We start from the raw sequence: 20123 nt of genomic DNA, 5'->3' as shown, positions 1-20123 counted from the left end.
GACGGTGACTTCTGGGTGCTGAACGGTGTGAAGCGGTGGATCACCAACGCGGGGGTGTCGGAGTTCTACACGGTGATGGCGGTGACGGATCCTTCGATGCGGTCGAAGGGGATCTCGGCGTTCGTGGTGGAGAAGGGCGACGAGGGGGTGTCGTTCGGTGCGCCGGAGAAGAAGCTGGGGATCAAGGGGTCGCCGACGCGTGAGGTGTACTTCGACAACGTGCGGATTCCGGCGGACCGGATGATCGGTGCGGAGGGGACGGGGTTCCAGACGGCGATGCGGACGTTGGACCACACGCGGGTGACGATCGCGGCGCAGGCGGTGGGGATCGCGCAGGGGGCGTTGGACTACGCGAAGGGTTATGTGCGCGAGCGCCGGCAGTTCGGGAAGGCGATCGCGGAGTTCCAGGGTGTGCAGTTCATGCTGGCGGACATGGCGATGAAGCTGGAGGCCGCGCGGCAGATGACGTACGTGGCGGCGGCGAAGTCGCAGCGCGGGGATGCGGATCTGACGTTCTTCGGTGCGGCGGCGAAGTGTTTCGCGTCGGACGTGGCGATGGAGGTGACCACGGACGCGGTGCAGTTGCTGGGTGGGTACGGCTACACGCGGGACTACCCGGTGGAGCGGATGATGCGGGACGCGAAGATCACCCAGATCTACGAGGGCACCAACCAGGTCCAGCGCATCGTGATGGCCCGCAACCTCCCGTAACGGCGCCACCGGCTCCGACGGCCGAGTCGCCCGGATCCAGCCCGGATCCCGGCCGGCATCCGGCCGTCGGGGCCGCCCCGCCGCCCCGATGCTAAGTTCCGGAGAATGAGTGAGAAGGAAGAGCAGGACGTGCCCCTGAACGACGGGCCCTCGAAGCCGGCGATGCGCGAGGCGCTGGTGGCCGCGGCCTTCGAGCTCTTCCTGGAACGCGGCTTCGAGCAGACGACGGTCGACGACATCGTCGCCCTCGCGGGTGTCGGCCGACGCTCCTTCTTCCGCTACTTCCCGGCCAAGGAGGACGTGGTCTTCCCCGACCACGAGCGCAGCCTCGCCGAGATGACCGAGTTCCTGGACTCCGGCACCGGCGAGGAGGACCCGGTCAAGCACGCCTGCGACGCCGCCCGCCTGGTCCTGCGGATGTACGCCGAGCAGCCCTCCTTCTCCGTCCAGCGCTACCGCCTCACCCGCAAGGTGCCCGGTCTGCGGGCGTACGAGCTCTCGGTGGTCTGGCGCTACGAGCACACCCTCGCCGCCTACCTGCGGAGCCGCTTCGCCGACCGCCCGGACGGCCCGCTGCGCGCCGACGTGATCGCCGCAGCGGTGGTCGCCGCGCACAACCACGCCCTGCGCACCTGGCTGCGCTCGGGCGGCGAGAGCGACTGGGTCGCCGAGGTGGACGCGGCGATGGCCTTCGTCACCAGCACCTGGAGCGACCGCCCCGCGGAGACCGCCCCGGACGGCGAGGGCCCGGCCGACGACGTGGTGGTCCTGGTGGCCAGCCGCCGTGCCCCGCTGTGGCGGATGGTCCAGGGCATCGAGAGCGCCCTGGGCGAGGACACCCGCCGGGGCTGACGCTCCCCGCCGACGGGCCGGTCCGTGGCGGTGGAGCGGAGCGCCCCACAACAGTTCCCATGCGACCGATCCTTGTATCGGCCCGTTCGAATGACGTCGGCGGGCGTCACGACGGCGTCGGGCCGGACGGCTCCGAGCGACCGGCGCGGACCGGTCCGGGCACCCGGGTGTCCCGGGCGTGCTCCGGCCGACTGATCCTGGCGACGATCATCCGATCCGCGTTTCTGCTGGTGGTCGCGGCGATTCTGACGGAACGTGAGGCCGCTCCGGGCGTGCCGCCGGTTGCGAGGCGTTGCGGAGCGTGGCTGTCTGAATCGCGGCGGGGCCGACCGGCGCCGCCACCTCGACACCGAACTCCGTGGAGGAGAATCTCATGCGTGCTCTCAAGCGTGTCCTGGCCGTCAGTGCCCTCACCGCCCCGCTCGTGATCGGCTGTGCCGGCCTGGCCTCGGCCCAGGAAGGCTTGGACGCGGACTGGGGCAAGGGCCAGTTCGTCGCGAACCAGAACGGCGCCGGCGTCGCGGGCGCCGAGTCCCACGTCGGCTCGGACGGCATCTCGCACGCCGACTTCTGGCTCTGGGCGGACGACAACGGCGTCTCCGGCTCCTTCGCGGGTTCGGGCGCCTCCTGGAACAACGGCTGACCTTGCCCGTACTGCCGAGGGCGTGACACCGCCCCGGAGGTGGCTCCCCGAGCCCACCGTTACCGAGAAGGAGGGCCCCGCCGCCCGGCGGCTACCCCCTCCTGATGAAACGCGAAGGGCCCCTGATGATCAGGGGCCCTTCTGCTGGTGTCCGAGGGGGGACTTGAACCCCCACGCCCGATAAAGGGCACTAGCACCTCAAGCTAGCGCGTCTGCCATTCCGCCACCCGGACCGGGTGTCGTCCTCGCGGCTTCCGATCTCTCGTCCGTCGCGCTGACAGGTGTAACTGTAGCAAAGATCGGCTTGAGCTCCCAAAACGGCTCCGGCCCCGGGAGCGCGGTGGGCGGCGGGGGCAAGGGGCGGTCTGTGGCGGCGGCGTGACCAGGGGGTTTCGGGGCCGTGCGGGGGGTGGATCGCGATGGGGGGCTGGGAGAGGATGGGCGGACGTGCTCGTACGGCCCGGGTGCAGGTCCTGGGGGTGGCGCGCTGGTGCGTCGGTGCGGGCCCAAGACGAGGAGTGACCGTGAGCGAGCGGAGCGAGTCGACGGCGCCGAAGGTGACGGCTGAGTCGGAGGTCGCCGGGATCTGTCGCGATCTGATCCGGATCGACACCAGCAACTACGGGGACGGTTCGGGCCCGGGGGAGCGCAAGGCGGCCGAGTACGTGGCCGAGCAGCTCGCGGAGTTCGGGGTCGAGCCGCAGATCTTCGAGTCGGCCAAGGGCCGGGCCTCCACCGTCGTCCGCATCGAGGGCGAGGACCGGTCCCGCCCGGGCCTGCTGATCCACGGCCACACCGACGTGGTGCCCGCGAACGCGGCGGACTGGACGTACGACCCCTTCGGCGGCGAGATCGCGGACGGCTGCGTCTGGGGCCGCGGTGCGGTCGACATGAAGGACATGGACGCGATGACCCTCGCGGTCATCCGCGACCGGCTGCGCACCGGCCGCAAGCCCCCGCGCGACATCGTGCTGGCCTTCCTGGCCGACGAGGAGGCGGGCGGCACCTACGGAGCCCGCTTCCTGGTGGACCGGCACCCGGAGCTGTTCGAGGGCGTGACCGAGGGCATCGGCGAGGTCGGCGGCTTCTCCTTCACGGTCAACGACCAGGTGCGGCTCTACCTGGTGGAGACGGCCGAGAAGGGCATGCACTGGATGCGCCTGACGGTCGAGGGCCGGGCCGGCCACGGCTCGATGGAGAACGACGACAACGCGATCACCGAGCTGTGCGAGGCGGTCGCCCGGCTCGGCCGGCACACCTTCCCGCTGCGGATCACCAAGACCGTCCGGGCCTTCCTGGACGAGCTGTCCGACGCGCTCGGGGTCGAGCTCGACCCGGAGAACATGGACGAGACGCTGCGCGTCCTCGGCGGCATCGCCAAGATGATCGGCACCACGCTGCGCAACACCGCCCAGCCGACCATGCTCGGCGCGGGCTACAAGGTGAACGTGATCCCCGGTCAGGCCACCGCACACGTGGACGGGCGCTTCCTGCCCGGCTACGAGGAGGAGTTCCTGGCCGAGCTGGACAGCGTGCTCGGTCCGCGGGTGAAGCGGGAGAGCCTGCACTCGGACCGGGCGATCGAGACCGGCTTCGACGGCGCGCTGGTCGAGGCGATGCAGACGGCGCTGCGCGCCGAGGACCCGATCGCCCGGGCGGTGCCGTACTGCCTGTCGGGCGGTACGGACGCCAAGTCCTTCCAGGACCTCGGCATCCGCTGCTTCGGCTTCGCACCGCTGCAGCTGCCGCCCGAGCTGGACTTCGCCGGGATGTTCCACGGCGTGGACGAGCGGGTGCCGGTGGACGGGCTGAAGTTCGGCGTCCGCGTGCTGGACCGCTTCATCGACGCCTGCTGACCGCGCGCCTGCCGGCCGCGAGCCCGGTCGTGCGCAGCTGATCACGCGACTCGGTCGGCCCGCTCCCGAAGCCTCGGGGGCGGGCCGACCGCATTGTCCGAGCGCATGATTGTGGGATGGGTTTCTGGAGATCAACAGAAACGATTCAGCTATGCGGTTGCGTGCCGATTGTCTGTGCGAACCCTCACCGTTGAGAGTGAATGGGAAATCTGTTCCGTACCCCGTTTGCCGCAGCGTCGTTCATCCCTGTGCAGCCCGCCGAACGGGTTGCGTTGTCCGTACAGGAGGAATGATGAAGGTCAAGAAGATCGCCGCCGTCGCCGCCGCCACCGGTGGCCTGGTGCTCGCCGCCGCCGGTGTCGCGTCCGCTCACGGCGGCGCCGCTGCCGACGGTGTGGCCGCGGGCTCCCCGGGCGTCGTCTCTGGCAACCAGGTCCAGGTTCCGGTCCACATCCCGGTGAACGTGTGCGGCAACACCGTCAGCGTGATCGGCGTGCTGAACCCGGCGTTCGGCAACCACTGCGCCAACTTCTGAGTCGACCTCCGGGCTGCTGAGGCCCGTTGAGCCGATTCCCACCACGGCCCCCGGGCGGCGGACGCGCCGCACCGGGGGCCGTCGCGTGTCAGGGGTTTCTGTCGGGGGCTTCGCCTACCGGATCCGGGGGCTCCGCCGCCGGTGGATCGGCAACGCTCGAGGGCCATCATCGCTCGATCGGGTGAAGCGGGTTCGTTTGGCTCAACCTCGCCGTTGGCTTCTCGTTAACTCCTGTGCAGTCGAAGACCTTGGGTGATTTCCGGCTATACAGAAATTCCGACTTTCATAAGGTTCACGTCAAGGTCGCCATGTCGTCTCGAAAACGTCAGGGGAAAACATGAGGAATGTAGCCAAGAAGGGGATCCTCACTGCCGTGGCCACCGGCAGTGTGCTGGCCTCGACCGCCGGCTACGCCTATGCGGGCGCCGAGGCGCAGGGAGGTGCGGCGGGCTCGCCGGGCGTCGCCTCGGGCAACTCGGTCCAGGTGCCCGTCGAGGTACCGATCAATGCCTGCGGCAACACGGTCGATGTGATCGGCGTACTGAACCCCGCCTTCGGCAACCGCTGTGCCAATGCCAGTACCAGTCGCCACGCGGCCCCGCCGCCCGTGCACGTCTCCCAGCCCGGTGGCGCGGGCACTGGTGGCGCCGGTGCCGGCGGCTCCCACTCCGGTGGCTCCCACATCGACGGGCCGTCCACCGACGCGCACCGGGGGCCCACCGCCTCGGGTGCTTCCGCCAGCGGTGGCGCGGTGGGCTCGCCCGGCGTGATCTCCGGCAACAGCGTCCAGGCCCCGGTGCACGTCCCGGTCAACGCCTGCGGCAACTCGGTGAACGTGGTGGGTGCCGCGAACCCGGCCTTCGGCAACTCCTGCGGCAACGGGGCCCAGCCCGCGCCGAAGCCGACCGACGACTGCCCCGAGGACCACACCCCCGCCACCCCGCCGGCCGGCAGCGGTGAGTCCGGCCAGGGTGGCGGGCGCAACGGCGGTTCGTCCACCGGCAGCACCCCCGTCACCGCCCCGGCGACGGGCGGCGTCACCCAGGCCGCCGCACGGACCAGCACTCCGGTCACCCCCGTCGCGCAGGCCGCCGCGAGCAACCAGCTGGCCTCCACCGGCGCCGGCGGCGCCGAGGTGTACGGCGCCGCCGGGCTCGCGCTGCTGATCGGCGGCGGCGTGCTCTACCGCCGCGCCCGCGCCGGCGCCCGCTGAGCGGCAGAGCGCTCAGCGCCGCCGCCGACCGGGCGGCGTGCCCGTGGCAGTCCCTCCCGCGGGGCGCTCACGGGCACGCCGCCCGGTCGCGCACGTTCCCCCGGCCCGCGCGGCCGGGGGCCTTCCGTCACCAGCTCCGGACCTGCCGGATGATCCGCCGCTTCAGCCGGACCGTCCGGCTGCCGTCGGGGAACAACCTCAGCCGGTCGAGCTCCCAGTGCCCGTACTCGGCGTGCTCGGTGAGTAGTTGGCGTGCCGCGTTGCGCGTGGTGCCGCGCGGCATGCGAAGCGACTGGTACTCGTACTCCGGCTGCCGGACCGGCTTCGGTGGGGTCAAAACGCTCCTCCTGGGAATCATCTGCGGGCAAGCCTACGGCGTGCCCCGGACACTCGGCCCGGGTATTTCCGGCCGACCTCCCGTGCGGAAGCGGCGGTTCGGCGGCTCGCTACCGGGGTGCTCACCTGACAGTCCATCAGTTCTGTTGTCCGTGGGGAGGGGATACCCGGATACCGGCGCGAGAAGCCGCACCCGGACGGCCCCGTCGGGCCGCTCGCGCGCCCTCCGCGCCCCTTCCGCGCCGGTCCCGTGAGGGGACAGAACGGGCGAGATCGGACATCGAGGCGGAAGTTGCGGTGAAATCGCGGGTGTAGACGACAACCGCTGTGCGTACCGGCACCGCGGGGAGATAGCGTCTGCACCATGTCTGATGCCGCGCAGCCCACCATTGCCGAGGTACGCGCCGCCGCTGAGGCGGTCAAGGCCGCCATCGACCGTCATCTGGAAGCGGTGTCAAGCCCGAACGCAGCGGATGATCCCGCCGTCTCCGCCGCCTACGAGCAGCTCGCGACGGCGGCCATCGCCTACGACCAGCTCCTGTACGAGGTCTACGACGAGGTCACCCCCTTCGAGATCCCCGGGGACGAGGGCCCGGGCGGCTACCACGGCCCGGAACAGCCCGAGGCGATCAGCGTGCTGATCCGCCGCGACTACCACGTGGCCGACCCCAAGCGACTGCGTGCCCAGGCCGAGCGGCTCGACGATTCGCTCACTCCCGGCGGGGTGGGCGGGGTGAACGCCGCGATCGGCGTGCTGTTCGGCGAGTACGAGCCGGACGAGATCGCCGCCCGCAGCGAGGAGTTCGGCCTGGAGGAGGCGGACTCCACGCTCTGGGTCGCGGCCGCCGAACCGACCGAGCCGGGCGAGTGGCTGCCGGAGCCCTTCGAACACGCCGATCCTCGGCTGCTGATCTGCCGGTTCGACGTGAGCGAGGTCTACGACGACGAGGACCTCGACGACTGACGCGCCCCGCAGGCGACGGAAGGGCGGGCCCGGTCGTTCCGGGCCCGCCCTTCCGTCGCCCGGGGAACCCGCCCGGTCAGTACGCCGAGGCCGCGTTCTCCGCGAGGAGCGCCCGCAGCCGGGTGGTGCGCGGCTGCGCCGGGCGCTCGGCGACGGCCTGGACGAGCGCCGGGCCCGCCGCGTGCACCACCGACAGGTGCCGCTCGCCGCGCCCGAAGGCGGTGTAGACCCACTGCCGGGTGAGCGTCGGCCCGGCGTCCTCGGGGAGCACCACCACGACCCCGGGCCAGCGGCGGCCGAGTGCCTGGTGGACCGTCAGCGCCCAGCCGTGCCGCAGCCGCCCGGCCTCCGCGGGCGGGACGGTCCGGCGGGAGCCGTCCGGATACTCCAGGTGGAGACCGGTGGCGTCGCCGTCCAGCACCCGGGCCGGGCGGGTGATCCCGGGCGCCGGGGACTCCACCACCCGGTCACCCGGGTCGAAACCGCCGAACCGCCCGGGGCCGGGGTTCAGCCGGGCCTTGGCGGCGGCGTTCAGCGCCCGCGTACCGGCCGGACCGCCGTGGCCCGGGGTCAGCAGCACGACCTGCTCGGCGGGGATGCCGAGCGCCCGCGGGATCGAGTCGGTGAGCAGTTGGACGGCGCGGTGGACGGCCTCGCCGCCGTCCTTGGCGGTCAGGATGACCACCTCCTTGTCCGGCGCCTCGACCGGCTGCAACTCGCCGATGCCGACGCCGGAGACCAACTCGCCGATCGGGCCGAAGTCCGGGGTGCGGGAGGCGACCGCCGGGCAGACCTTGGCGGCCAGCAGGTCGGCGAAGAACCGGCCGGGGCCGGCCGACCAGAGCTGGCCCGGGTCGCCGCTGAGCACCAGCCGGGTGCCGTCCGCGAGCGACTCCACCAGGGTGGCGGCCAGTTCGACGTCCAGCAGCGGGGCGTCCAGCACGACCAGGAGGTCCAGGGCGAGCGAGCCGTCGGGGGAGCGGCCGGGGCCGGCCGTCCCGGCCAGCAGCTCGGCGAGGGTGGCGACCTGGGGCCGGGCCTGAGCCCCGGCGAGCGCGGCGAAGGACTCCCGGCCCTGGTCGGTCCAGGTGGCGGCCCAGGCCCGCAGCCCGAGGCTCCGGGCGGCGGCGAGCAGCGCGGCGGGTTCGGCGCGGGCGGCCTCGCCGCCGGTGTGCAGCACCAGGGCCGCGTCGGCGACGGCCTGGATCAGCGCGGTCGCGGAGGCGGACGGCGCGGCCTCGGCGGCGGCCGCCCAGGCGGCGGGGCCGGGGTCGGCGGGCACGTGGTCGGCGTGGTCGGGCGCCTCCTCCGCAGCCGGCTCGGCGGCCTCGGCGGCATCCCCGCCCGCCTCCGCCGGCTCGGCGGCCTCGGCGGCCTCGGCGGCCTCGCCGTGTCCGGTGTCCGCACCCTCGACGTCCTCGGCGGCCTCGCCGTCCTGGTCGTCCGCCACGTCGTGGGTGTCTTCGGCGTCCTCGCCCGGCACGAAGGTGGCCATGAGCTGCAGCAGCCCCTCGGCGAGGCTGTCCTCCGCCATCGCCAGCCGCTCCAGCGCGAGCAGCGTCCGGGTCGGCGGCTCGTCGTCCTCGCCGCCCGCGGCCTGCGCCTCCGGCCCGCTCAGCTCCTCCTGGAAGGGCAGCACCCGCCCGTCCTCGACGGCGGCCTGGATCGCGGCGGCCGCCTCCGGCATCCGCAGCCGCTCCAGCCCGGCCGTCACCTCGGCCAGCTCGAGCGCCGAGTGCCCGCGCAGGGCTGCCTGCTCCAGCAGCCACAGCACCAGCGCCTGGGCGCGGCGCGGGTCGTCGGGCCGGGCCCCGGGGCCGAGCAGCTCACGGGCGAAGCCGTCCGCGTGCTCGGGGCGGACGCCGGGCAGGCCCAGCACCGCCCACGGGTCGGCGCGCAGCCGTTCGGCCGCGTCCTCGCCGAACTCGGCCACGGCGGCGGGCGCCAGGTCGGCCGGGGCGCCGCCGGCGGTCAGCACCCGGGCGGCTTCCTGGAGCGCGTCGCCGCGCGGGCCGTCGGGCTCCCCGGCAGCCGCAGTGGCGGCGGCCGTGGCCGGCGCGCCCTCGCCGGGCACCCCCGACCCGCCCGGCGCTCCCGACCCGCCCGGTCCGCCCGCTACCTGCGCGCCGGGAGCCTCCGGGGCCCCGGCCGAGCCCGACACCGGCGAGCCCCCCGGGCCACCGGGCCCGGAGGCGCCGGGCCCCGACCCTGCCGGCCCACCGCCCTGCGGCCCGATGCTGCGGATCCGCTCCGCCAGCTCCGCGATCGCCGCGGCCTTGTCGGCCGGTGAGGCCGCCGTCTCCTCCGGAGCGCCGTTCCCCGTGTCACTCATCGTCGTCCGCTCCAAAGGTCACTCCACTGCACGTTCTGCCGACAACCCGGACCACGGCCCGGACCGGCCGTCAGAGCTCGGTCCACCCCTGGTCGGGGTAGCGGTGCACCGGCGACGAGATGTCGTCCAGCGCGCCGCGGATCTCATCCGGAAGCGTAAGCGCCTCCACCGACAGCGCCGCCTGCAGCTGTGCCACCGTCCGTGCCCCGACCAGCGCGCTCGCCACCCCGGGCCGGTCCCTGACCCAGGCCAGCGCGACCGCGAGCGGGCTGCTGGCCAGCCCGTCGGCGGCGGTGGCGACGGCGTCCACGATCCGCCGCGAGCGCTCCCCGAGGTAGGGCTGGACGAACCCGGACAGGTACGTCGAGGCGCCGCGCGAGTCCTGGGGGACGCCGTGGCGGTACTTGCCGGTGAGCACCCCGCGGCCGAGCGGGGACCCGGCGAGGATCCCGATCCCGGCGTCCAGCGCCGCGGGCAGCGCCTCCCGCTCGATGCCGCGCTGCAGCAGCGAGTACTCCAGCTGCGCCCCGGCCAGCGGCATCCGGTCGTGGGCGCGCTGCCAGGTGGCGGCCTTGGCGAGCTGCCAGCCGCTGAAGTCGCAGACCCCGGCGTACCGGGCGCGGCCGGAGGAGACGGCGATGTCGAGGGCGCTGAGCGTCTCCTCGACCGGGGTCATCGGGTCGAAGGCGTGCACCTGCCACAGGTCGACGTGGTCGGTGCCGAGCCGCTGCAACGAGGCGTCGAGGGCGGCGAGCAGGTGGCCGCGCGAGCCGTCGAAGCGCCGGGCGGCCTCGGGGACGCTGCCCGCCTTGGTGGCGATGACGAGTTCGGAGCGGGGGACGAGGCCCTCGGTGAGGCGGGAGATCAGGTACTCGGCGCCGCCGTCCGCGTACACGTCGGCGGTGTCGATCAGGTTGCCGCCGGCGTCGACGAACTCCTTGAGCTGCTCGGCGGCCTCGTGCTCGTCGGTGTCCCGGCCCCACGTCATGGTGCCGAGACCGAGGCGGGAGACCTGCAGGCCGGTACGGCCGAGGCGACGCATTTCCATCGGACGGGCCCTCCACTGGCCAATGGCCCCGGGAGCCCCCGAAGCCCTTCAAACGCGCAGGTGGGGTGCGGACTACCCACGTCGGCTGAGCGTAGCGGCCGGGTCGCGGGCAGGGGCGCAGACCCGCAGAACGATCAACGCCGACGGTGTGACCCAGCCCACCCCTACCCGTCGGTAGCCCGTCCCGCGCGTACGCGGCTACGCTCGCCACCAAGGCCCCCGACTGGAAGGTTCGGCACATGCGACTCGGCATCAACCTCGGCTACTGGGGACTCGGCATGGACGCCGACAACATCGCGGTGGCCCAGGAGGCGGACCGGCTCGGCTACTCGGTCTGCTGGGCCGCGGAGGCGTACGGCTCGGACGCCGCGACGGTGCTGAGCTTCGTCGCCGCGAGGACCGAGCGGATCGACGTCGGCTCCGCCATCTTCCAGATCCCGGCCCGCACCCCCGCCATGACCGCGATGACCGCCGCGACCCTGGACACCCTCTCCGGCGGCCGGTTCCGCCTCGGCCTCGGCGTCTCCGGCCCGCAGGTCTCCGAGGGCTGGTACGGCGTGAAGTTCGACAAGCCGCTGGCCCGCACCCGCGAGTACGTGGAGATCATCCGCAAGGCGATGTCCCGCGAGCGCCTGGTGCACGAGGGCGCGCACTGGACCCTGCCGCTGCCGGGCGGCCCGGGCAAGCCGATCAAGCTCACCGTGCACCCGGTGCGCGAGCACATCCCGCTGTACATCGCCGCGATCGGCCCGAAGAACCTGGAGCAGACCGGCGAGATCGCCGACGGCTGGCTCGGCATCTTCTTCGCCCCCGAGCACGCCGCGCTCTCCCTGGACCCGCTGCGGGCCGGGCGCGCCAAGGCCGGCCGGACGCTCGAGGGCTTCGACCTCTGCCCCACCGTCACCATCGCCGTCGGCGAGGACATCAAGGCCGGCGTCGACTCCCAGCGCTCCTACGCCGCGCTCTACATCGGCGGCATGGGCAGCAAGGAGAAGAACTTCTACAACCAGCTCGCCCGGCGGATGGGCTACGAGCGCGAGGCCGACGAGATCCAGGAGAGGTACCTGGCCAAGGACTACGCGGGCGCCGCGGCCGCCGTCCCGCACGACCTGATCGACGCCACCTCGCTGGTCGGCGACACCGCCCGGATCGCCGACCGGATGCAGGCCTACGCGGACGCGGGCGTCACCACGCTCACCCTGGCCCCGTCCGGTCTGACCCTGGACGAGCGGGTCCGGGCGCTGCGCACCGGCGTCGAGGCGCTGGAGCGGGCCGGCCTGGCCTGACCGGGTCCGGGCGTTCGAGCGGCACACCGGGCGGCGCGGGAGGGAACCCGCCGGTACGAGGCGGCACCGGCGGTTCCGGGGCGCACGCCCGGCCTCACAGCCAGTCGTGCCGCTTGAACACCCGGTGCAGCACCACGCAGACCACGGCCATCAGCGCCAGCACCGCCGGGTAGCCCCACCGCTGGTGCAGCTCGGGCATGTGGTCGAAGTTCATCCCGTAGATGCCCGCGATCATGGTCGGTACGGCGGCCAGCGCCGCCCAGGCCGAGATCTTGCGCATGTCGTTGTTCTGCTGCACGCTCACCTGCGCCAGGTTGGCGTTGAGGATGTCGGTCAGCAGCCGGTCCATGCCCTCCACCTGGTCGTTCACCCGGGCCAGGTGGTCGGCGACGTCCCGCAGGTAGGGCGCCGTCTCCGGCTGGACGAACGGGGCGCCGCGCTCCAGGCGCAGCATCGGCTCCATCAGCGGGGCGGCGGCGCGGCGCACGGCCATCACCTGGCGCTTGCAGCCGTAGATCCGCCCGGCGACGTCCCGGCCGACCCGGCCGGCGGCGAAGACGTCCGCCTCCAGTTCGTCCAGGTCGGCCTGCAGGGCGGTGGCCACCTCGACGTAGCCGTCCACCACGGCGTCGCACACCGAGTGCAGCACTGAGCTGGGCCCGTACCGCAGCAGCTCGGGCTGCTGCTCCAGCCGGGCCCGCAGCCCGCTGAGCGGGGTGTCCTCGCCGTGCCGCACGGTCATCACGAAGTCCGGGCCGAGGAAGACCATCACCTCGCCGCTGGTGACGGCGTGCGCGCCGGGGTGGTAGCCGAGGGTCTTCAGGGCGACGAACAGCGAGCCCTGGTAGGCCTCCACCTTGGGGCGCTGGTGGGCGCTGACGGCGTCCTCGACGGCCAGCGGGTGCAGCGCGAACTCCCTGCCGACCCGGTCGAGTTCCTCGACGGTCGGCTCGAAGAGGCCTATCCAGACGAAGGCGCCCGGGCCGGCCGCGCGGGCGGCGGTGAGCGCGTCGTTCGGGTCCTCGGAGACCCCGATCCGGTGGCCGTCCTGATATGCGGCGCAGTGGACGATCATGCGTGCCATTGTTCCCCGAAGTGCCCGGTCGACACAGCGCCGCGACGCCCGGCCCGCCCGGGGCGGCGCACCCCGTCCGTACGGCGCCGCGCACCCCGTCCGTACGGCGCCGCGCACCCCGTCCGTACGGCGCCGCGGCGCCCGGTCGGCACCGGGCCGGGGCGGCCCGCCGCCGGGGCCGAGGCGCGGACCCCGCCCCACGACGGCGCCCGGAGGCCGTAGGCTGAGCCCCATGCCCACCCTGCTGCTCGTCCGCCACGGCCGCTCGACCGCGAACACCGCCGGGATCCTGGCCGGTTGGACCCCCGGCGTGGACCTGGACGACACCGGCCGCGCCCAGGCCGCCGCGCTGGCCGGGCGGCTGGCCGCGATCCCGCTGGCGCAGGCCGTCAGCAGCCCGTTGGAGCGCTGCCGGCAGACCCTGGAACCGCTGGTCGCCGTCCGGCCCGAGCTGGCTCCGCCGGCCGAGGACGAGCGGCTCGGGGAGTGCCACTACGGCGAGTGGACCGGCCGCCCGCTGGCCGAGCTCGCCAAGGAGCCGCTCTGGCGCACCGTGCAGGACCACGCCGCCGCGGCGGCCTTCCCCGGCGGCGAGTCGCTGCGCGAGCTGAGCCACCGGACGGTCAGCGCGGTCCGCGAGTGGAACGCCAAGATCGCCGCCGAGCACGGCGAGGACGCGGTCTGGGTCGCCTGCTCGCACGGGGACGTGATCAAGGCGGTGGTGGCCGACGCGCTCGGCCTGCACCTGGACCACTTCCAGCGGATCAGCGTCGAGCCCTGCTCGGTCACCGCGATCCGGTACACCCCCAAGCGCCCCTTCGTGCTGAGAATGGGTGACACCGGCGACCTCTCCTCGCTGGCCCCCAAGCCCCACGCCGATCCGGCCGGCCCGGCCACCCCGGCCGGGGACGCGGTGGTCGGCGGCACCGCCTGAGCGGCTCTCCCCGCGGCGGCCGCGCGGCGCCCCACCAGCGGCGGCACCACCCGGAACCGCCGGTGCCACCCCGTCCCCGGTCGCCGGCCGGCCTCCCGCTCGGCTCCCCGGTCGGTGCCCGGAGGTCGTAGGGTGACTGGAGAGTGATCCATCCGTCCGACAACCCGCGATCCCCCACGGCGGATCCGCACCGAACCGACACGATCCGGAGCGAGAGCGTGCCCCGTCAGGTCTTCTTCTACGACCAGCCCGAACGGTTCGTGGCCGGCACCGTCGGCCAGCCCGGCGCCCGGGCGTTCTACCTGCAGGCCAGTGCCCGGGGCCGGGTCACCAGCGTGCTGCTGGAGAAGACCCAGGTCGCCGCGCTCGCCGAGCGGATCGAGGAGGTCCTCGACGAGGCGCTGCGGCGCAGCGGCGGCGACGCCTCCATCCCGGCCACCGCGCCCAAGGACCTGCTCGACACCGCCCCGCTGGACCTGCCGCTGGAGCAGGAGTTCCGGGTCGGCACCATGGCCCTGGCCTGGGACAGCGTGGACGGCTGCCTGGTGGTCGAGGCGCAGGCCCTGGTCGAGGACGAGGAGGACGAGGGCGAGGAGGCGGTCTTCCGGGACGACGAGAACGGCCCGGACATGCTGCGGGTGCGGCTGACCGGCGCGATGGCCAGGGTGTTCGCCAAGCGCGCGCTGGACCTGGTCGCGGCCGGCCGCAAGCCCTGCCCGTTCTGCAACCTGCCGCTGGATCCGGAGGGCCACCTGTGCCCGCGCGCGAACGGCTACCGGCGCTGAACACCGAGACCCCGCCGCAGGCCGACCCGGCGGTCGCCGCCGCCCTCGCCGCGGACGTGCCCACCGCCCTGGCCCTGCTGCGCCAGGGCGAACTGACCGTGCACGGCCGCCTGACCGAGGCCTCCAACGCCGCGCTGTACTGCACGGTCGCGCACGGCTCGTTGAGCGCGCAGGCCGTCTACAAGCCGGTGGCCGGCGAGCGCCCGCTCTGGGACTTCCCGGACGGCACGCTGGCCGGCCGGGAGGTCGCCGCGTACGAGCTGTCCGCCGCGACAGGCTGGGCGCTGATCCCGCCCACGGTGCTGCGGGAGGGGCCGCACGGGCCGGGCATGGTGCAGCTGTGGGTCGAGCCGGATCCGCAGGCCGAGCCGCTGCTGGCGCTCCAGGACCCGGACGGTCCGGAGGAGGGCTGGCTGCCAGTCGTGCACGCCGAGGTGGAGGGCGGCCGACCGGCGCTGCTGGTGCACCACGACGACCGGCGGCTGCGCCGGCTGGCCGTGCTGGACGCGGTGCTCAACAACGCCGACCGCAAGGGCGGCCATCTGATCCCCGCCGCCGACGGCCGGCTCTACGGCATCGACCACGGCGTCACGTTCAACACCGAGGACAAGCTGCGCACCCTGCTCTGGGGCTGGGCGGGCGATCCGCTGCCCGGCGAGGCGCTGGAGGTGCTGGCCCGGCTGGCCGAGCAGCTGGACGGCGAGCTGGCCGAGCGCCTGGCCCCGCACCTGACCGCCGCCGAGCTGGACGCCACCCGGGCCCGGGTCGCCGCGCTGCGCGGCTCCGGCACCCATCCGCTGCCCTCCCGGGACTGGCCCGCGATCCCCTGGCCGCCGGTGTAGCGGCGGCGCGCCGGGCCGTACGGCGGGGGAGAGCGGCGGGCGCCGACGGATGGTCTGGACCTGTTACCGGAACAGGTCGCACACTGCTCCGATGGACGTGCGACGGACACCCACCACCCGAACCGCACCGGACCTGCCGTTGCACCGACTGCAGGTCCCGCTGCCCCACCTGCTCCCCTTCGCCATCGGCGGCTTCGACGCGATCGGCCCGCTCTCCCGTGCCAACTTCCCCCACCGCCACTCCTTCTACGAGATCGTCCAGGTCACCGGCGGGCGCGGCGCCCACGTCCTGGACCTGGACCACCGGCCGCTGGCGCCGCCCCAGTTGTGCGTGATCACGCCGGGCCAGGTGCACCACTGGGCGGACGCCGAGGAACTCACCGGCCGGGTCGTCCTGTTCAACGAGGACTTCCTGCTCGGCCACCCGCAGGACCTGGCCGCACTGCGCGCCCTGGCCGCCCGTCCGGCCCTCGGCCTCGGTGAACAGGCCGGTGCGATCGGCGCGTTGCTCGCCGACATGGAGCAGGAGTACCTGACCAGGGCGCCCGGCTACCAGGGCGTGCTGCGGGCGAGCCTGCACATCCTGCTGGTCCGGGCGCTGCGCGCCTCGGCGCCGGCCGGCCGCCCCGCCCCGCCCGGCCGTCCGGCCGAACTGGCGGCGGCCTTCGCGAGGCTGATCGCCCGGCCGGGCGGGGTGCGGCACTCGGTGGCCTCCATCGCCCAGGAACTCGGCGTCTCCCCGGGGCACTTGCAGACCCTGGTCAAGCAGGCCACCGGCCGGACCCCGGGCGGGCTGATCCGGCACCAGCAGACCCTGGAGGCCAAGCGGCTGCTGGCCTGCACGGACCTGACCATCCGGCAGGTCGCCCAGGACGCGGGTTTCGCGGATCCGGCGTACTTCTGCCGCTTCTTCCGCCGGGAGACCGGCATGACGCCGGGGGAGTTCCGGGCCCGCGTCGACGGAAATCACCACGATCCCCGGATCATGTCCATCGCGGTCGCGCCGGACGGTCCGTAGCGTTGCTGGTGGCCACCGGCGGCCGGTCCGGCGCGCGCGGGCGGGCGGCCGGTCAGGCCCTTGTCATGCCCCCACCATGGCAAGGGCCGCCCCCGCTTCCGCCACCCCGCTCCCGCAGACCCCCACGCTCCCGCCACCCACCGCACGCCCGACTCCACGGGAAGGAGACGGCTCATGCCCATGCCCGACGGCATGATCAGCCGCAAGACCGTCCTGAAGGCCGCCGCCGCGCTCGGGGCCGCGCCCCTGCTGATCGGCAGCGGCGCCGCGCTGGCCCGCGAGCAGGCCGGCAACGGCCGGGCCCCCGGCCTCACCCCCGAGTGCCACGACGGCGACGACCCCACCGTCGAGCAGATCGAGGGGCCGTACTTCAAACCCGACTCCCCGCTGCGCACCTCGATGGTCGGCGACGGCCCCGGCACCCGGCTGACCGTCAGCGGATACGTCTTCGGGCGCGCCTGCCGGCCCGTCCCCGGCGTGCTGCTGGACTTCTGGCAGGCCGACGACAGCGGCGCCTACGACAACGCCGGCTACACCTTCCGCGGCCACCAGTTCACCGACGCCGGCGGCGCGTACCGGCTGGACACCGTCGTCCCGGGCCTCTACCCGGGCCGCACCCGGCACCTGCACGTCAAGCTCCAGGCGCCGGGCCGCCCCGTCCTGACCACCCAGCTCTACTTCCCGGGCGAGCCGCGCAACGGCACCGACGGCATCTTCGACGCCCGGCTGCTGATGACCGTCCGACAGAACGGTCCGGTCCGCGAGGCGAGTTACGACTTCGTGCTGGACGTGCCGCAGAGCCCGGGCACGCCCACGCCCACGCCGACCCCGACCACCACTCCGACCGGTGGCCCCACCACGCCGCCGGGCGGCGGCTGGACCCCGGGCGCGGCGTACCGCGCGGGCGACCGCGTCACCTACTCCGGCGCCTCCTACGTCTGCCTCCAGGCGCACACCGCCATGGTGGGCTGGGAGCCGCCGAACGTGCCGGCCCTCTGGCAGCGGTCGTAGCGGCTCCGCCCGCGCCCCCGAGGAGCCGGGCGCCCGGTCGGCGGCAGGGCCGACCGGGCGCTCATCCGCGCCCGGATCCGGGCAGGCGGAACGTGCCGTACCAGTCAGGAAGCGCTCAGGCAACGACAGGAAGCGAATCCAGTCGATCTTTGTTACTGGTTAGGCTTTCAAATGTTCTCAAGGTTAAAGTCGATCCCATGCATGCCTGGCCCGCCTCCGAGGTTCCCGCCCTGCCTGGTCAGGGGCTCCCTCTCCGTATCTTCGACACCGCAGCGGGCAAGGTCCGGGAGGTCGTGCCGCAGGACGGCACCGCCCGGATCTACGTCTGCGGCATCACCCCCTACGACGCGACCCACATGGGACACGCCGCCACCTACAACGCGTTCGACCTGGTGCAGCGCGTCTGGAAGGACGCCGGCCACGACGTCCTGTACATCCAGAACGTGACCGACGTGGACGACCCGCTGCTCCAGCGCGCGGTCGAGACCGGCCAGGACTGGGTGGCCCTGGCCGAGCGCGAGACGGCCCTGTTCCGCGAGGACATGACCGCCCTGCGACTCCTCCCGCCGGCCCACTACGTCGGTGCCGTCGAGTCGATCCCGTGGATCGTCCCGTTCGTCCAGAAGCTGCTGGCCTCCGGCGCCGCCTACAAGGTGGACGAGGACATCTACTTCTCCGTCGACGCCGACCCGCACTTCGGCGAGGTCTCCGGTCTCACCCGGGACGCCATGCGCCCGGTCTTCGCCGAGCGCGGCGGCGACCCGGACCGCCCCGGCAAGCGCAACCCGCTGGACGCCCTGCTCTGGCTGGCCGCCCGCCCGGGCGAGCCGGCCTGGGACACCGAGCTCGGCCGCGGCCGCCCCGGCTGGCACATCGAGTGCGTGGCGATCGCGCTGCAGTACCTGGGCATGACCTTCGACATCCAGGGCGGCGGCAGCGACCTCTCCTTCCCGCACCACGAGATGGGCGCCTCGCACGCCCAGGTCGCCACCGGCGCCCACCCGTACGCCAAGGCGTACGTGCACGCCGGCATGGTCGCCCTGGACGGCAAGAAGATGTCCAAGTCCCGCGGCAACCTGGTCTTCGTCTCCGCCCTGCGGCGCGAGGGCGTCGACCCGGCGGCGATCCGCCTGGCGCTGCTCTCGCACCACTACCGCGAGGACTGGGAGTGGACCAAGGGCACCCTGGACGAGGCCGTGGAGCGCCTCGCCCGCTGGCGCGCCGCGGTCTCGCGGCCGGACGGCCCGTCGGCCGAGCAGCTGCTCGCCGAGGTCCGCGCGGCGCTCGCCGACGACCTGGACGCCCCCGCCGCCCTGGCCGCGGTGGACCGCTGGGCCGCCCGGCAGGAGGGCGAGGGCGGCACCGACACCGGCGCGCCCGGCCTGGTGACCCGCACCGTGGACGCCCTGCTCGGCGTCGCGCTCTGAAAGACGCGAAGGGGCGTCAGGACCAAGCGTCCTGACGCCCCTTCCGCGTTCCTCCGCCGCCGCGGACTACTCCTCCTCGGGCCCGTCCTGGCTCTCGCGGGCCGGCCCCGGCGCGTCCGGCTCGGCCGGCCGCTCGGCCGTCGCGTGCCCGGAGACCGGCTTCTCGCCCGTCGGCCCGACGTTCTCCCGGCGACGCAGGTAGCGCTCGAACTCGCGCGCGATGGCGTCCCCGGAGGCCTCCGGCAGCTCGGCGGTGTCCTGCGCCTCCTCCAGCTGCTGGACGTACTCCGCGACCTCGCTGTCCTCCGAGGCCAGCTGGTCCACGCCCAGCTGCCAGGCCCGGGCGTCCTCGCCGAGCTCGCCCGGCGGGATGCGCAGGTCCAGCAGGTCCTCCAGCTTGTTGATCAGCGCCAGGGTGGCCTTGGGGTTGGGCGGCTGCGCGACGTAGTGCGGCACCGCCGCCCAGAGCGTCACGGCCGGCACCCCGGCGTGGGTGCAGGCCTCCTGGAGCACCCCGACGATCCCGGTCGGGCCCTCGTACCGGCTCTCCTCCAGGTCCAGCCGGCGGGCCAGCTCCGGGTCGGAGGTCACTCCGCTGACCGGGACCGGACGGCTGTGCGGGGTGTCGCCGAGCAGCGCGCCCAGGATCACCACCAGCTCGACGCCCAGCTCGTGCGCGAAGCCGAGCACCTCGTTGCAGAACGAGCGCCAGCGCATGCTCGGCTCGATGCCGCGGACCAGCACGACGTCCCGGGTCACCGGCTCGGTCACCCGGATCACCGAGAGCCGGGTGGTCGGCCAGGTGATCCGGCGGATGCCGCCGTCCATCCAGACCGTGGGCCGGTTGACCTGGAAGTCGTAGTAGTCCTCCGCGTCCAGGGCGGCGAACACCTTGCCGCCCCAGGTCTCGTCCAGATGCGCCAGAGCCGCGGAGGCGGCGTCGCCCGCGTCGTTCCACCCCTCGAAGGCGCAGACCATCACCGGGTCGATCAGTTCGGGAACATCTTCCAGCTCGATCACCCAGCGTCTCCCTCCGGTCGGCGCTCGGACCGGCGCCGCTCCGGCTGGCCTGCCGGAGCGCCGACGGGCCGGCTGCCGCCTGTCGAACCTCTCGTCTCCCATGGAACGTCTCGCTCCATGGTCCCTACCTGCCCAGCCTACGGGCTTTGAAGCGCACGGCGGCCGGGCACCGGGACAGTCTGGGGGACGGGACGGCCGCGATCCAGCGGATATCCGGACGGCTCGAGCTGACGTC

19 protein-coding genes and 1 tRNA gene are annotated in these 20123 nt (G+C 73.7%); 14 read left to right on the top strand and 6 right to left on the bottom strand.

Translation table 11 applies throughout. The annotated features are described in order from the left end of the window. The 3 genes from ACGF07_RS16675 to ACGF07_RS16665 all read left to right on the top strand — a co-directional run. Positions 1-711: acyl-CoA dehydrogenase family protein (locus ACGF07_RS16675; protein ID WP_392899302.1), on the top strand; the 711-nt coding region annotated here is incomplete at its 5' end. Between the two features lie 162 nt (positions 712-873). Beyond that, a complete protein-coding gene (locus tag ACGF07_RS16670; RefSeq protein ID WP_392899326.1) occupies positions 874-1563 on the top strand; it encodes a TetR family transcriptional regulator in 690 nt (229 codons plus the stop codon). A 373-nt stretch (positions 1564-1936) separates the two neighbouring features. Then, positions 1937-2206, top strand: a complete 270-nt coding sequence (locus tag ACGF07_RS16665) for a hypothetical protein (RefSeq protein ID WP_350749989.1) — start codon at positions 1937-1939, stop codon at positions 2204-2206. Positions 2207-2351: 145 nt separating this feature from the next. On the opposite strand, the gene ACGF07_RS16660 is transcribed toward ACGF07_RS16665, so the two are convergent. Next, positions 2352-2439: transfer RNA gene (locus ACGF07_RS16660), tRNA-Leu, on the bottom strand. 291 nt (positions 2440-2730) lie between these two features. Between ACGF07_RS16660 and ACGF07_RS16655 the strand changes: the two genes are divergently transcribed. The 3 genes from ACGF07_RS16655 (at position 2731) to ACGF07_RS16645 (ending at position 5810) form a co-directional block, all read left to right on the top strand. Beyond that, a complete protein-coding gene (locus tag ACGF07_RS16655; RefSeq protein ID WP_350749992.1) occupies positions 2731-4062 on the top strand; it encodes a M20/M25/M40 family metallo-hydrolase in 1332 nt (443 codons plus the stop codon). A 292-nt stretch (positions 4063-4354) separates the two neighbouring features. Further along, positions 4355-4597 carry a chaplin gene (locus ACGF07_RS16650; RefSeq protein WP_392899297.1) on the top strand — a complete coding sequence of 81 codons (243 nt, stop codon included), beginning with the start codon at positions 4355-4357 and terminating at the stop codon, positions 4595-4597. Between the two features lie 373 nt (positions 4598-4970). Further along, on the top strand, positions 4971-5810 hold the full coding sequence (locus ACGF07_RS16645; protein WP_392899295.1) for a chaplin family protein: 840 nt from the start codon (positions 4971-4973) through the stop codon (positions 5808-5810). 127 nt (positions 5811-5937) lie between these two features. Here ACGF07_RS16645 and ACGF07_RS16640 read toward each other — a convergent pair whose 3' ends face one another. Continuing rightward, on the bottom strand, positions 5938-6147 hold the full coding sequence (locus ACGF07_RS16640; RefSeq protein ID WP_033350848.1) for a DUF5703 family protein: 210 nt from the start codon (positions 6145-6147) through the stop codon (positions 5938-5940). Between the two features lie 363 nt (positions 6148-6510). On the opposite strand from ACGF07_RS16640, the gene ACGF07_RS16635 reads away from it, so the two are divergent. Continuing rightward, entirely contained in the window at positions 6511-7110 is a 600-nt protein-coding gene (locus tag ACGF07_RS16635; protein WP_350750378.1) for a hypothetical protein, read from the top strand. A 76-nt stretch (positions 7111-7186) separates the two neighbouring features. Here the strand turns inward: ACGF07_RS16635 and ACGF07_RS16630 are convergent, their stop codons facing one another. Next, on the bottom strand, positions 7187-9442 hold the full coding sequence (locus tag ACGF07_RS16630; RefSeq protein ID WP_392899293.1) for a helix-hairpin-helix domain-containing protein: 2256 nt from the start codon (positions 9440-9442) through the stop codon (positions 7187-7189). Between the two features lie 70 nt (positions 9443-9512). Beyond that, positions 9513-10490, bottom strand: a complete 978-nt coding sequence (locus ACGF07_RS16625) for an aldo/keto reductase (RefSeq protein WP_350747610.1) — start codon at positions 10488-10490, stop codon at positions 9513-9515. 239 nt (positions 10491-10729) lie between these two features. Between ACGF07_RS16625 and ACGF07_RS16620 the strand changes: the two genes are divergently transcribed. Continuing rightward, the gene (locus tag ACGF07_RS16620; RefSeq protein ID WP_350747607.1) at positions 10730-11776 is read left to right on the top strand and encodes an LLM class F420-dependent oxidoreductase; all 1047 of its coding nucleotides are present in this window, start codon (positions 10730-10732) and stop codon (positions 11774-11776) included. 94 nt (positions 11777-11870) lie between these two features. Here ACGF07_RS16620 and ACGF07_RS16615 read toward each other — a convergent pair whose 3' ends face one another. Then, on the bottom strand, positions 11871-12851 hold the full coding sequence (locus ACGF07_RS16615) for a magnesium and cobalt transport protein CorA (protein ID WP_392899289.1): 981 nt from the start codon (positions 12849-12851) through the stop codon (positions 11871-11873). A 232-nt stretch (positions 12852-13083) separates the two neighbouring features. Here ACGF07_RS16615 and ACGF07_RS16610 point away from each other — a divergent pair, with 232 nt between their 5' ends. The 6 genes from ACGF07_RS16610 to mshC all read left to right on the top strand — a co-directional run bounded on the left by ACGF07_RS16610 (position 13084) and on the right by mshC (position 18868). Then, positions 13084-13785: a histidine phosphatase family protein gene (locus ACGF07_RS16610; RefSeq protein ID WP_350747601.1), complete on the top strand. Its 702-nt coding sequence runs from the start codon at positions 13084-13086 to the stop codon at positions 13783-13785. A gap of 218 nt (positions 13786-14003) precedes the next feature. Beyond that, positions 14004-14570, top strand: coding sequence for a DUF3090 domain-containing protein (locus tag ACGF07_RS16605; protein WP_350747598.1), 567 nt, complete (start codon positions 14004-14006; stop codon positions 14568-14570). Beyond that, positions 14540-15412, top strand: coding sequence for an SCO1664 family protein (locus ACGF07_RS16600; protein ID WP_392899285.1), 873 nt, complete (start codon positions 14540-14542; stop codon positions 15410-15412). Before ACGF07_RS16605 ends, ACGF07_RS16600 begins: the two co-directional genes overlap by 31 nt. Before the next feature lie 91 nt (positions 15413-15503). Then, complete coding sequence (locus ACGF07_RS16595; RefSeq protein ID WP_350747595.1) at positions 15504-16430, top strand: AraC family transcriptional regulator; 927 nt, start codon at positions 15504-15506, stop codon at positions 16428-16430. Positions 16431-16604: 174 nt separating this feature from the next. After that, positions 16605-17441, top strand: coding sequence for a carbohydrate-binding protein (locus ACGF07_RS16590; protein WP_392899281.1), 837 nt, complete (start codon positions 16605-16607; stop codon positions 17439-17441). 197 nt (positions 17442-17638) lie between these two features. Continuing rightward, positions 17639-18868 carry a cysteine--1-D-myo-inosityl 2-amino-2-deoxy-alpha-D-glucopyranoside ligase gene (mshC, locus tag ACGF07_RS16585; RefSeq protein ID WP_392899278.1) on the top strand — a complete coding sequence of 410 codons (1230 nt, stop codon included), beginning with the start codon at positions 17639-17641 and terminating at the stop codon, positions 18866-18868. 66 nt (positions 18869-18934) lie between these two features. Here mshC and ACGF07_RS16580 read toward each other — a convergent pair whose 3' ends face one another. Continuing rightward, positions 18935-19888, bottom strand: coding sequence for a PAC2 family protein (locus ACGF07_RS16580; protein WP_392899275.1), 954 nt, complete (start codon positions 19886-19888; stop codon positions 18935-18937). Positions 19889-20123: the final 235 nt, after the last annotated feature.

The sequence above is a fragment of the Kitasatospora sp. NPDC048194 genome (assembly GCF_043202455.1).
Classification (GTDB): Bacteria; Actinomycetota; Actinomycetes; order Streptomycetales; family Streptomycetaceae; genus Kitasatospora.
This window is presented reverse-complemented; position numbering and strand designations above follow the sequence as displayed.

What these genes read in the sequence shown, in the direction of transcription:
- ACGF07_RS16670 (WP_392899326.1), top strand. Translation starts at nt 874, where the DNA reads ATGCGCGAGGCGCTGGTGGCCGCGGCCTTCGAGCTCTTCCTGGAACGC.
- ACGF07_RS16665 (WP_350749989.1), top strand. Translation starts at nt 1,937, where the DNA reads ATGCGTGCTCTCAAGCGTGTCCTGGCCGTCAGTGCCCTCACCGCCCCG.
- ACGF07_RS16650 (WP_392899297.1), top strand. Translation starts at nt 4,355, where the DNA reads ATGAAGGTCAAGAAGATCGCCGCCGTCGCCGCCGCCACCGGTGGCCTG.
- ACGF07_RS16635 (WP_350750378.1), top strand. Translation starts at nt 6,511, where the DNA reads ATGTCTGATGCCGCGCAGCCCACCATTGCCGAGGTACGCGCCGCCGCT.
- ACGF07_RS16630 (WP_392899293.1), bottom strand. Translation starts at nt 9,442, where the DNA reads ATGAGTGACACGGGGAACGGCGCTCCGGAGGAGACGGCGGCCTCACCG.
- ACGF07_RS16625 (WP_350747610.1), bottom strand. Translation starts at nt 10,490, where the DNA reads ATGGAAATGCGTCGCCTCGGCCGTACCGGCCTGCAGGTCTCCCGCCTC.
- ACGF07_RS16620 (WP_350747607.1), top strand. Translation starts at nt 10,730, where the DNA reads ATGCGACTCGGCATCAACCTCGGCTACTGGGGACTCGGCATGGACGCC.
- ACGF07_RS16615 (WP_392899289.1), bottom strand. Translation starts at nt 12,851, where the DNA reads ATGATCGTCCACTGCGCCGCATATCAGGACGGCCACCGGATCGGGGTC.
- ACGF07_RS16610 (WP_350747601.1), top strand. Translation starts at nt 13,084, where the DNA reads ATGCCCACCCTGCTGCTCGTCCGCCACGGCCGCTCGACCGCGAACACC.
- ACGF07_RS16595 (WP_350747595.1), top strand. Translation starts at nt 15,504, where the DNA reads ATGGACGTGCGACGGACACCCACCACCCGAACCGCACCGGACCTGCCG.
- ACGF07_RS16590 (WP_392899281.1), top strand. Translation starts at nt 16,605, where the DNA reads ATGCCCATGCCCGACGGCATGATCAGCCGCAAGACCGTCCTGAAGGCC.
- mshC (WP_392899278.1), top strand. Translation starts at nt 17,639, where the DNA reads ATGCATGCCTGGCCCGCCTCCGAGGTTCCCGCCCTGCCTGGTCAGGGG.